This window comes from Trichocoleus sp. AS-A1, from assembly GCF_039962015.1.
GTDB lineage: Bacteria > Cyanobacteriota > Cyanobacteriia > Cyanobacteriales > FACHB-T130 > FACHB-T130.
In genome coordinates, this window is record NZ_JAMPKG010000001.1 from 43,369 (window position 1) to 55,246 (window position 11,878).

10 protein-coding genes are annotated in these 11,878 nt (G+C 41.3%); 2 read left to right on the forward strand and 8 right to left on the reverse strand.

What is annotated here, in order from left to right; translation table 11 throughout:
- Nucleotides 1-437: 437 nt before the first annotated feature.
- The 7 genes from NC994_RS00195 to hpsE (NC994_RS00225) form a co-directional block, all read right to left on the reverse strand.
- A complete protein-coding gene (locus tag NC994_RS00195; RefSeq protein ID WP_190436056.1) occupies nt 438-830 on the reverse strand; it encodes a hypothetical protein in 393 nt (130 codons plus the stop codon).
- Between the two features lie 242 nt (nt 831-1,072).
- Entirely contained in the window at nt 1,073-2,338 is a 1,266-nt protein-coding gene (locus NC994_RS00200; protein WP_190436059.1) for an IS701 family transposase, read from the reverse strand.
- Nucleotides 2,339-3,364: 1,026 nt separating this feature from the next.
- Complete coding sequence (locus tag NC994_RS00205; RefSeq protein WP_190436062.1) at nt 3,365-4,669, reverse strand: hypothetical protein; 1,305 nt, start codon at nt 4,667-4,669, stop codon at nt 3,365-3,367.
- 40 nt (nt 4,670-4,709) lie between these two features.
- On the reverse strand, nt 4,710-5,576 hold the full coding sequence (locus tag NC994_RS00210; RefSeq protein ID WP_190428863.1) for a glycosyltransferase: 867 nt from the start codon (nt 5,574-5,576) through the stop codon (nt 4,710-4,712).
- A 74-nt stretch (nt 5,577-5,650) separates the two neighbouring features.
- Nucleotides 5,651-6,820 carry a glycosyltransferase gene (locus NC994_RS00215; protein WP_190436065.1) on the reverse strand — a complete coding sequence of 390 codons (1,170 nt, stop codon included), beginning with the start codon at nt 6,818-6,820 and terminating at the stop codon, nt 5,651-5,653.
- A gap of 185 nt (nt 6,821-7,005) precedes the next feature.
- The gene (gene hpsE, locus NC994_RS00220) at nt 7,006-7,983 is read right to left on the reverse strand and encodes a hormogonium polysaccharide biosynthesis glycosyltransferase HpsE (RefSeq protein ID WP_190436068.1); all 978 of its coding nucleotides are present in this window, start codon (nt 7,981-7,983) and stop codon (nt 7,006-7,008) included.
- 124 nt (nt 7,984-8,107) lie between these two features.
- Nucleotides 8,108-9,136 carry a hormogonium polysaccharide biosynthesis glycosyltransferase HpsE gene (hpsE, locus tag NC994_RS00225; protein WP_190436071.1) on the reverse strand — a complete coding sequence of 343 codons (1,029 nt, stop codon included), beginning with the start codon at nt 9,134-9,136 and terminating at the stop codon, nt 8,108-8,110.
- A 589-nt stretch (nt 9,137-9,725) separates the two neighbouring features.
- Here hpsE (NC994_RS00225) and NC994_RS00230 point away from each other — a divergent pair.
- The gene (locus NC994_RS00230) at nt 9,726-9,878 is read left to right on the forward strand and encodes a hypothetical protein (RefSeq protein ID WP_190986055.1); all 153 of its coding nucleotides are present in this window, start codon (nt 9,726-9,728) and stop codon (nt 9,876-9,878) included.
- 158 nt (nt 9,879-10,036) lie between these two features.
- Nucleotides 10,037-10,228 carry a hypothetical protein gene (locus NC994_RS00235; protein WP_190428861.1) on the forward strand — a complete coding sequence of 64 codons (192 nt, stop codon included), beginning with the start codon at nt 10,037-10,039 and terminating at the stop codon, nt 10,226-10,228.
- A gap of 100 nt (nt 10,229-10,328) precedes the next feature.
- On the opposite strand, the gene NC994_RS00240 is transcribed toward NC994_RS00235, so the two are convergent.
- Complete coding sequence (locus NC994_RS00240; RefSeq protein WP_190436074.1) at nt 10,329-11,804, reverse strand: leucyl aminopeptidase; 1,476 nt, start codon at nt 11,802-11,804, stop codon at nt 10,329-10,331.
- Between the last annotated feature and the right edge of the window lie 74 nt (nt 11,805-11,878).

Genomic DNA, 11,878 nt, shown 5'->3' on the forward strand with positions numbered 1-11,878 from the left:
TATTCGCAAGCTGTGGTGCATCTGTATGTAGTCAATGATTTCCGACTTTAGGACTCAATACCCACTTTACTCTCCTAAGTACCAAGTCCTCCAGTAAGCAGCGCTGCTTTCATGCAATAACCTCGTAATTCTCACAGAGAGTAGCTTTTTTATCTAGATGTACCAGTTTAAGCCGAGATTAAATAATAAAAAATTTAATCGCTTATTCCGTAATGATTTTAGTCGAAAAATCGTTAATAAACTATCAAGACTCCCTAAATATGCATTCTTTTATATAAAGATTTAGCAAAGAAGGCAATTTCTCACCTAGCTTCTTAATTTGGTAAGAGCATTTGAGAAAAATACGCAGGTAAGTTGCACAATCGTTGATAACCAGTATGTTAAGTAGACTCTGATAGTTTTAAAGTTTATTTGCAGCAGATCGCCACTAATTGTTACTACTCAATAAATACGTTATTTTCAAGGTTATCGTTACTCTCATTTATCTCATATTTCGTACCTCTTAAAATGTATAGACATACTAAAACCATCAAACCACCAGCAAGGAGATAAGACAGAAAAATGTTTAAGGGGAGAAAAGCTATTTTTTTGTACGCTAAATCCTTAGCGATCGCAAAATAATTACTGGTCAAGAAATAACTTATAGCCAGAAAATAAATCGTAAACTTTCCTAATACTTTTTTGGTTAATAAATAAGGAAGTAAAAAAGCATAAATTGGCAAAAGAATCCCATAATGATGTTCCCAAGCAATTGGAGAAGCAATTGTAGAGGTTAATGCAATAATAGAGAAATCCGTGATACTTCCTTTCTCACTCGTTAGCATTGGCAAGAATAGAGCTGCTGAAATTAAAGCGATTGAACTTAGTATTGTTCCCAAGTAAACCCAAGGGTTATAGGGCGGGAAAGAATTATGATTAAAGTTAAGAATGGGACCGTTAAATAGCAATCTATTTAAAACACCATTAATTGATTGGTTTGTAAAAAAAGTTTCGCCGTGCTTGGAAATAAATGATAATACGCTTAAGTAGTTAACATGATCTGCAAAGCCGATTAACGGGACTTAGACAGATTTCAAGCCCAAATAAAGCCCAAAGCCTCTTTATAAGTTGAGAATACGTCCCAATTTTGATTCAGCCACTGCACAAAACGGAAAGACATGGCTGTCCGAAACGCTTCTAATGCTTCAGTAAAGGTGTTTAAAGGTTTCGATGCCCAACGCCTTCTTAATCCTCCAGTCTTGGTGTGCCATAAAATAAATGTATAGGCACAAAACACCAAAATGAAATGTCTCAGCAGGCTTCTATAATCTCTGACTTGATATTCAGATAGCCCTAACCAGCCTTTAGCTTCCCGATAAAATACTTCCACCCAATTCCTTTGAGCATAGGTAGCAACTATCCAATCCGGCGTGGCTATATTTGAGTCAACATTGGTAATAAAATAATCAACATCACTAGAAGAGTCGAAGGTTGAGGCATTCATGACGATAGCAATTGTTCTCGTTCCTTCTAGCTTGTCGAGTTCAACTTCAACCGTTGCCACCCAAACGGTCTTTTGTTTATCCTTATTGAGTTGAATAGGAGTAAAGTCCTCAACTGGCATGGATTGACCTAACTGATCTAGGCGAATCTCTTGGAGTTTATTTGACTCTATTTGAGTTATCACTTTGCGATTTTTGGCTAATCCCCCTAGATACTTTAGTCTCCTTTTTTCTAGTTCCAGCAGAAACGTTGTGTTATTTCCATAGCCCGCATCAATCAGCACAATACCAGGTCGATATCCTCTCGATAAACTGCGGTCAATTAAAGTTAAGGCTAATTCTGGCTTTTTCTTGAATTCAAGGTCTTTTCTTCCTTGAGGTAAAGAACTGGCGTGTTGATATAACTCTATATCTAGCGGTAGGCTTTTTTTGCCATCATACAGATGAGTCGTTACCACTACTATCCCGTTATCGGTTTTCCCGATTTCTCCAATGTACTGCCGTCCCACTCCGGCTGTGAAATTGCCGCTTTTTCTATGCCCGGAGTCATCAACGATTAACGTGAATCCTCTACTGATTCGGGTTTGGCTGCACTGATTCATCACCAGCAATCGGCGCTCATTTACCTGTTCGACTGACCAAGGCGCTTCCGTCAAAAAATGATGTAATCGGTGGTAAGTCACTCCCACCGCGTTATCCGCCATTTGAGACAGGTTTTTTCGTTCACTTTCCCCCAATAATCCGCCTATATAGTTCTTAAATTCCCGTTTTTGGGCTTGATGCGTCCAGATATCATCAAAGCGTTTACACCATCTCTCAAAACAAGCAGGCATGGCGGCAGGAGTTGTCTCTTTCATGGCTCAATCTTTAACGTGGAATACTTGCCATGTCAGGATTATACCTTTATTGTTTCTGAATTTTCGTTTAAGTCCCGTTAAGGATATTGAAACTATCAATCCAAGCAAGCTTGTGGCGATAAATCCCAGAGTAAAGCTCCATTGCTTACGCAAAATTCCCCATATCAAAATCAGAGCATACTGGGGCTTAATCAGGCACATTATTCCTCCTAAAATGCCTGCGATTTTTTTCCTATCTGTCATCCAACACCAAAAAAGCACAGCAAACAAAGCATTAAGCCAACACTGAATTTGCCCTAATGTATAGGCTTTCACTACTGGGTAAAAACTCAAACTTAAACAAACTAGGAAAAAATTGATAGCAATTTGCTCGAATCTTGGTATTGCTCCGTTTTCTTTCCATTTGTGCTTTTTTAAACTTAAATTAAATATTTGAATAACAAAAAAAATCGTTAGGATAATAAAATTCCATGAAATAAATTTTAAAGTATTAAATATAGATAATCCAATATTTCTTAGAAATCCCTCAACTACATTTATTTTTAGAAAATAGAAGACCAGCAGAGAGGTAGGGGATACTAAAATTTTGTTTGTTCTTCAAAAAAAACCTTAGAGTATAATAATTGCTGATGCTCGGATTGAATATAGTTGAACGCTTCTAGCATGGGTTTCCATGAATCATTGATGGTTCGCCCGTACCGCAAGAAGATTTCAGTTCTAGATAATCCTAGGTCTTTCCACTCTGTAAAAAACAGGGTTATTAATATAAAATTTACGACGACAACATTAGCAAACGTAAAGAGCAAGAGGTTTCGAGTTAAAGGATTTAATCTTCGCCAATAGTTCAGTAAATTGACTAAAATACGCGAAAAATACATATGCTTCTTCTATACTCCTTGATTAGATTTGAATTTGAGATTTTTGTTAGTTCGCTTTTTTAGCCCTATCAACTCCTTTAATCAGTTCAAGCTAGCTTACGGCAAATTCGCAATACTTAAACATGCCCTATCTTGACTACGAAACTCGTTATACTTTGTTCAAGCTTAAATTTGATTGTTGATACAAGGAAACTAACGTGTCTACGAATTGTGCATTATTTAAAACTTGGGTGATTACAAATAGTAATAACAAGGCATTTAATACTTTTGAGCTAATCCCTTCTGCATGACTATAGAATTTTAGAGAAAGAGCCATCCAACTCAATACTAAAAAAGTCCAATTCGGAGTAAACAAGAACAGCTCATAGTCTTTTCCATAAATATTATGTAGTAAAAAATTAAATAAAATACAAAAAATTAAACTCCTCATTATCGGCATTTTATCGGCGCGAAACTTAATAAAGGCATAAAGACTCCAAAGGAGTAAAACTGTCCACAGCAAAAAAGCGATAATGCCTGGTATGTAAAGTGCTGTAATAGATGGAGGATCGAAGTTCACCCAAGGTGCAGGTGCAGAATTAAGTTTTACCCAAGAAGGTGGGTTATCTTCAATAGTTCTCCATATATGCGGCTTAATGGCAATAAAATTGAATATAAAAATATATCCTAGCAATTTTAGGATTCTCGAAAAAATACTGCTAGATTGATCGGGCAAATTTACATAATCTCCCTCTTTAGAGTAATAACTTCCTGGAATAAAAAATAGATCGGCACTTGGATATATCAACTTCTGCAAGAGGTTCAAAGCAATAGCACCAGACAAAACTAACCCGATGAAAACAATCAGTTTTGTAAAAAGTTTTTGATTAAACCTACCCTGATAGATGCTGAAAAAATAGGCAATAATCCCCTGCACTACGTTACTTATTACCATGCCAAGCGCAAAAATAGTTGCTGGAACCATGTAGATTAAGCTGCCTGGGTAAGCAACTGCCAGCAAATAAATAATTATCAGACTACAGGCAGCGAAAATAAACGTATCGGGAACCGAACTGAAAAATATATGAGAGGTAGATAATCCTAAGATAGTCGAGTAGAGAATGGCGTGAAAAGGCTTAAACCCCAGTTTTTGGAAAAAAACTAAGGTTAAAACAACGCAAACAGCTCCAAAAAAGGTACTAAATAGTATGCCAACAATTTCCCCAGAACCAATTATTTTTTTGAGTAAAAATCCTAGAGGATTAAAGACAAGAATAAATAAAGGATGAGTATGAGTGCGCCAAAAATTAATTTTATACGTGGTTAGTTGAGTAATAACTCGATGATAATCTGAATGAAATAGTAAGTCGGAACGCTTGACTCCAAGTACTCCGGTAAAAAAAAGAGACAAACTGGAGAAAAGGTAAAGTATCCAAAAGGTTAGAAATGTTCCAACTCTAATTCTTGAAAACATTTAAGATTCTGTCCTGTATCTCAGACAATAATTGCAATTCTTAGAAGGCTAAAATTCGGTACTTAACGCAACCTTGTAAACGTCCTATGCGCCAAGCCAAATCTTTTACCCATTTACTACGGGTTTCCTTAATGAATACTTCTTTTGGAAGGCGCTTTAACAAGTGCAACCAAGCTTTTCCACTGGTCTTCCATGAAAGCTGGGGCATACCCAAGGGTTGATACTTTTTATATAGAAAAACATCATACTCTCCCCACAGGCGTGCCTGCTTGTACATACCGTCCAGAGTGCTGCGGAGCCGGTAATGAACGACTGCGTCTTTTACAAAGTGAAGTTTTATCCCGGCAAGTTGGAGCCGCCAACAATAGTCTACATCTTGCAGTCGGATCATGTTTTCATCAAAACCGCCGATAGATTCATGCAGAGAGCGTTTAACACCAAGATTGCAGCTACCTGCAAAGGGCAGATAAGGAGGATATTTGTATTCAAGAAGCTCATTTCGCTGCTTAAGTGTATAAACTTTTTGTACCCAAGGATCGTTAAGCTTTTGATATTCAAGGCGACCTGCTACGAATTCATACTTCGAGAGTGCTTCCCCCATAGCAGCAACCCATCCAGGAGCCACTTCGTCGTCAGCATCGCAGAACACCAGTGCGTCGCCAGTCGCCGCTTTTGCAGCCGTATTACGTGCAAAGGAACGCCCTTGCTGTTTAGATGAATCAACGATGCGGAGATTGGGTAACCGTTCTTTATATTGTTCCACAATTGCTAGTGAATCGTCAGTGGAGCCGTTATCGGAAATAATTAATTCCCATGAGTCAAAGTAGTCTTGGTTTGCCAATGCTTCAAGTTGAATCGCAAGGGTATCTGCTGCATTAAAACAGGGAATAATAATACTTAACTTCATAAATCAATCTTCCGCTTCGCACCCGTATCTATATTAAGTAATTTTATGTACTGGCTACTTAATATATTTGACACCTATTCTCTTTGCAAGTCATCTTCAACTTTATCTAAGACTTTAGTCACAACCTCCTGATATCGAGTTAGGCTAAAAGTATTCAACGCTTTCAGGCGAGTCTGTTCCCAGTCCACAGGAGGGGCTGTACCATTGACGATCGTAAGAATTGTTTGAGCGATTGATTCACCTGTCGGTTCGCAAGTCCAAAAGTCTACTTCTGGGTCGAAGAATTCTTTTAAACCAGGAAAGTTCATATTCAAGGTTGGTATTCTCATTGCAAGGGATTCGACTAATTTATTGGGGGTTGCACTATTACGCGCCCTTTCGTTATTACCAAATACACCTAAGGCTAGGTCGCAATTTTCTACTAAATATTTAGGTAGAGAGCCATCAGAAAACTTTAAATCTTTTCTAAGAAAAACGCGATCGCTTAGTTCCTCTTCCTTGATTTTCTTTTCGTAGGCATGAAACCGTTCTGCATATCCAGATCCATAAGCACCAAATAAATTGCAAGTAAACGGTATCTCTTTTTCCTTTAGAATTTTCATAGCTTGTAATATATTATCTACTCCGTGTAGAGGAAGAATTGTTCCCCACCAGCAGATATTTAGGATACCATCCTCCATAAATTGTCTTTTAAGGCTTAGTCTAGATTCGGTAAATAAAGGAGCAATAAAAACTTTATTTTGATCGAGTTCAACGTCTAAAACTTTTGCCCAGTAAGCAAGTTCATAAGCGGACAGGTGAATGATATAATCTGTTTTTGTAAACGCTAGGATATCTTTTTTCAATATTTCTTTGGCTGCTTTACTTCCTTCTTGGATGTCATCTTTATTTCTTACATAAGTGTCATACATCGATATATATGGTTCTATGACGACTTTATTTTTAAATATTTTTGACACCCACAAAGCACTTTGAATAAAATTAGCGCTCATTGGCAATACGTAGATTACGTCTGTCAAAGCTGCTTTTACAAAAAGCTCTATGAGATAAAATTTAGAGAAAACTTTGCGGATAAACTGAGCAAAAAAGGTTTGTCTTCCTCTTCCTCGGAGGTAAAAGTCTGGATAGACGAAGGAAACATAGTATCCAGAATCCAACAAAAACTTGATCAAATTTTCGCAACGATAAGCTCCATGTACATTTCCATAGAGCAAAACCTTGATTTTTTTCTTGAAAATTGACATGGTTGATGCAGCTACCCTTTAAAAAACCAGTTCAACCAGGCGAAACTTAGCACGTCTATGTCAAGTTTAGTTCAATAGACGTTCGTTTGATTAATTGAACCTTATTAAAAGTCAACGGTTATGAGCTTAATAAAATCAATTAACAAAATTCCTCGAACTACTTAGTTGTAATTCTTGTATTTTTACTAATTTTTCCCTGTTAGAAATTTCATTTGCATACTTTTTTTCAAAAAATAAAATGGACTCACTAAACTGCTTAAGAAGAATTCCATTTCGCAAGCAGCAACCAGGTCAGTTTTCAACTTACCTCTATATTTAATTAGTTGAAGAATGGCTCTACGCAGGTTTCCTAAAAGGATTCTGGTAATAATAATTGGCTTTTGCCAATTATTAGCATTAATCATGCGTAGCTGACAAATACTTAAGCCTACCCCCCGAATCAGGGTTATTAAGTAATCTTTCTCTAGCCGCCACTTGGGAATTTGATGATAAATACACATTTCGGGGTTGTACCAAATTTCCCAACCAGCGCGTCCGATGTAGAGTAGCGCTTCAAAATCTTCTCCTTTGGCTGCCAAGGATGACCCAACTGGTCCCTGAAGAACAAGTTGAGCGGGAACGTTGTCTAGCCACACTTGCTTTTGGACAACTAATCCGGCTCCTGGAGGAAGGCTTAAATTCTCCGGGTCGTATAGATTAGGTTTTGAACCTCTTTCTTTCAGTGCCAAAAAAGATTGAATTCTTTCAAAGTTTTCTGGCGGATAAACTTCAAATTCCCCTTTTATCTGGCCTCCAAAAGCACCCGCTTTTGGATGAGATTTCCCGAAGGAGTAGGCTGCTGCTACCCAATTTGGGTTCGGAAAATTATCATCATCCAAAAAACCAATAAAAGTACCTCTTGCTTCCTTAATGGCGCGTAGTCTTGCAAACACTGCGCCTTGCTGTGGCTCAAAGTAATACATGAGCGGATATGCTTGAGGCCAGTTAGATTGATATTCTTGAATGATTTTGGCGGTGTTGTCAGTACTATTGTTATCGACGACAACAATTTCCCAAGAAATCTGCTCGGTGCCTACCTGCGATCGCAATCGCTCCAAAACGGCTGGTAGAAGCTTTTCCCCGTTGTAAGTGCGAATTGCTACAGTAAAGTCTACCTTAGACATATCTACAAGCCCAGCCCTGATTGGGGTTCAGAAGTTGCCTTCAGAGTAGCCGTGGATTGAGCTAGCGTCAACCCCCACGGCTAATTGTTGTCTCCAGTCCAATTTTAAATTTAACCAACCTTTCTTATGGGGCAGTAGATACTTTGCGATCTACCAGTCCCGGTAAAGAATTAATGTCTTCTCTCAAGCCAAATATTTTAGCTTGCCCAAGTTCTAAGTATTTATTTTTGAAAAGGAAAAAGGGACTAATCAAGCTAGATAACAGTAGTTCCCGCTCGCAAGCCGCAATCAAATCTCTTTGATCTCCTCGATATTTAATCAGATGGAGCATTAGTCTGCGGAGATCGTTGAGCAGGTAAGCTGGAAAAGCTACAGGTCTTTGCCAGTTCTTCAGACCGAGCATCCGTATGTGATACCGACTTAAACCCACGCAACGGATGAGAGAAATTAGGTAATCTTTTTCCAATCGCCAGCGGGGAATTTGATGGTAAACACGCATTTCGGGATTGTACCAGATTTCCCAACCCGCGCGCTGAATATGCAATGTGGCTTCCAAATCTTCGCTGGCTAACTTAGCTTCTCTCCCCTTGTGATTGAGGACGAGGCGCTTAGGCACGTTCGCAAGCCAAGCTTGCTTGCGAACCACTAATCCTGCCCCTGGAGGCAGGATCTTCTTGCGTGGTTCGTAAAGGCTGGCTTCCGCACCTCGATCCACTAATGCCAAGAAACAAGCAATTTTTTTAAAATTTTCAGGTGGCTCGATTTCAAAATTTCCTTGGATTTGGCTACCGTAGGCACCCGCTTCTGGATGCGCTTGACCGAAGGCATAAGCAGCAGCAACCCAGTTAGAGTCAGGCAGATTGTCATCATCTAAAAAGCCAATTAAAGTGCCTCTGGCTTCTTCAACAGCCCGTTGGCGAGCAAATGCAGCTCCTTGCTCAACTTCCAACGTGTAGTGTAGCGGAGCAACTTCTGACCAGTTGGCTTGATATTCTTGAACAATTTTTGCGGTTTTGTCGGTGCTGTTGTTATCAACAACAATAATTTCCCACGAAAAGTGTTTGGTGTTGATCTGCTCTCTGAGTCGATCGAGAACTTCGGGTAAACGCTTTTCACTATTAAAGGTGGGAATGGCTACTGTAACGTCAACCATAAGTTTTGACCGGTTTTTTGAGTAGATAGATGCCGATGTTGTGTTAGTAGAGCTTGGGTGAGAACACCAACTTCAAAACGATGCAGATTAGTAGTACCTACTGCTCTTGCACTTTCCCCTGAATGGCGTGGGGTACGTCGAGCTTTGTAGAAGGCCTACTAAATCTTCCCCGCGATAATACTTAAGTAGACTGACAGCGAAGCGGTTGCTGGGTTGAGCGATCGCTCTCTCGTTGCAGTCAACCTCAGTTATCTTGGTTAAATCTACACCATTGGATCGGGGTTTTTACGGAAAACTTTCTTAAAGCTTCATAAGATTTTACCCAATACTTACGAACTCATCTACACATGGGTTAAGTATCTTTACTCAAGCTTTAAATTTCCGGGTTTTGTGGGGACTCCTGTGAAGTTTAGATAAAGTTAGATTAAAAGGCTCGCCAAAAACGACTTTTATCGTCAGTCCATATCTTAAAGAGATGCGCACGTAATATCATCTGTAATAAGACATAAATGGGATTCGGCAATCGAGCCTTTGGGTATACCCATATACTTCACCGTGGCGAGCGAGCAGATAAATTGCCTAAATTCTCGTGGTGTTGGGGGTAGCCCGCAGGCATCCTCTGGCAGTGAGTCCGGGTTCAGCAGTGACCGACTCCAAGGGTACAGCAGAAATTAGCGAATCCCTGGACGTGGGACACGGCAAGCCGTCTACTTCACCCTGGCGGGAGACACGACCTAATTAGGCTCGTTCCGTTAAAATATTTGGAAAAGTAAATCTTTAATGTCTTTGAGTTGGAGGGTGCGGCTTCTCCCCTCAAAATGTGCTGAGTATTGAGCATTCTCTTGCTTGGCTCAGTTCTCAATCCCGAACAAACTGGGGTGTAGGTCGCGCAAGTATTTGATGAATTCAGAAAACCGCAAATTTACACCGGAACAATCTCAGTCACAGCCAGAACCAGTGCCGCAGCTCAAGCGCACCGTTCATCCAGACAGCCTGAAATTTATGAATATGGCAAAAGAGATTCTCGATAGCCCTGCTGTTCAACAAGCTGTTGAGGGTGAAAAGCAAAAAACAAAAGACGGGAACGAATGAGTGATGGAGTTGTCGTAGGGACACAGGCAATGCCGTGTCCCTACGACAACTCACCATTCCCGATTACCAATCCCTGGATAATCGGGATGTCTCGGAGATATCAGTGGCTCAGGACCCAGTTGACGAGGGTGCGGACACCGTAACCCGTAGCACCGGAATTGTTGACACCGTTCTCTTTATCCGCCCAGACAGGACCGGCAATGTCGAGGTGTGCCCAAGGTGTCTCTTGGACAAACTGCTTTAGGAATAAGGCAGCCGTAATCGAACCACCCGGACGAGGGCCGGTATTTTTCAGATCGGCAATCGGAGACTTGATGCCTTCAAAGTATTTCTCTTCCATCGGCATCCGCCACAGCTTTTCACCTGCCTTTTCTGATGCTTGCAGCAACTCTTGAGCAACAGTGTCATCGGGGGTAAACAACCCAGCGATATCATCGCCTAAGGCAATGACGCAAGCACCTGTCAGCGTAGCTAAATCGACAATGGCATCAACGCCGAGCTTTTCCGCAAACACCAACGCATCTGCTAAGGTCAATCGACCTTCCGCATCCGTGTTGTTCACTTCAATCGTCTTGCCATTGGATGCCTTGAGGATGTCGCCTGGGTGCATGGCGTGACCGCTGATCATATTCTCAGTGACGGCTGAGATAAAGTGAACTTCAACATCTGGTTTGAGTTGACCAATCGCCTTCGCCGCGCCGAGGGTAGCCGCAGCACCTCCCATGTCCATTTTCATGGTTTCGATGCCACTACCCGCGCCCTTAATGTTTAGACCACCCGAATCGAAAGTGAGACCCTTGCCGATGATAGCCACTTTCCGGCGGGGTGTTCCTTCTGGCTTGTAAGTGAGATGGATGAATTTAGGGGGCATATCGGAAGCTTTGGCAACACCGAGGAACGCCCCCATGCCCAATTTTTCGCACTCTTCTTGTTCCAGAATTTCCAACTGGAGGTTGTGGTTAGACGCGATCGCTTGTGCGGTTTGAGCCATCGTTATGGGAGTGCATTCATTCGGCGGTGCAGCAACCAGTTCCCGCGCCAGAATCACCCCCGAAGATAGGAATTGAGCGCGATTAATGGCTTCTTCCTGACCTGCCAATCCGAGTAAATCCACCCGCTCTAGCTGCGGCTCCTTATCCTCCGGTTCTGACTTAAAGCGATTATCCTGATGAAGAGCTAGCAGTATCCCTTCAGCGATCGCGCCAGCCGTTGCATCGGGTGCCTGATTCCACACCGGCAGGCTAATCCCCAGGATTTTACTCTTTTCCTTCTTCGCTAACCGCGCGATTGCCGCACCAATTCGCCGCAGAGTATCCGGTTGAAAAGCCTCTGCTTTCCCCAGTCCTACCAGAATAATTTTCCGAACCGGGCTACCTGCACCCACGCGGGTGACGGCACTACTCCCTTCTTTTCCCTTAAATTCTGTTTCTGCAATCAGTTCGTTCAGCGTACCGGCAAACTTCTCATCCAGCACCGCTAAATCGTCTGTCACCTCTACCGCATCCTCAAAAAAACCAAGGGCGAGAGCGTCCCCAGCCCAGTCCAAACGCGGCGTATCAATCGCTCGAATATCCATCCCCGGCTCTTACCTTAAAGCACTACCTGTAACAGTATTGCTCAAAAATCATCAACAAGACTCGTCTGCCCACC